Raw genomic sequence first — 297 nt, forward strand, 5'->3', positions numbered from 1 at the left:
CCGTTACCATCGCTCACGGTGTAGGTGATGGTATCTGAGCCATTAAAATCGGCGTTTGGTGTATAAGTGATGGTGCCATCAGGATTGATCGCGACGGCGCCGTTGGCTGCAGTAGCTGAATCAACCGACAAGGTATCGCCGTCAACATCGGAGTCGTTGGCTAACACATCGACAGTGACCGGCGTATCTTCATCCGTAGTCGCTGATTCGCCCGCGGTGGTGGGGTTGTCATTCACCGCATTAATGGTCACCGCTACGGTAGCCGTTGAGGTGCCGCCATTACCATCGCTCACGGTA

Annotated in this window: 1 protein-coding gene; it reads right to left on the reverse strand. The window is 54.9% G+C overall.

What is annotated here, in order from left to right; genetic code table 11:
- On the reverse strand, positions 1 to 297 hold a 297-nt coding region (locus tag OW491_RS17955; RefSeq protein WP_290037265.1), incomplete at both ends, for an Ig-like domain-containing protein.

This window comes from Neptunomonas sp. CHC150 (assembly GCF_030397555.1).
Classification (GTDB): domain Bacteria; phylum Pseudomonadota; class Gammaproteobacteria; order Pseudomonadales; family Balneatricaceae; genus Neptunomonas; species Neptunomonas phycophila.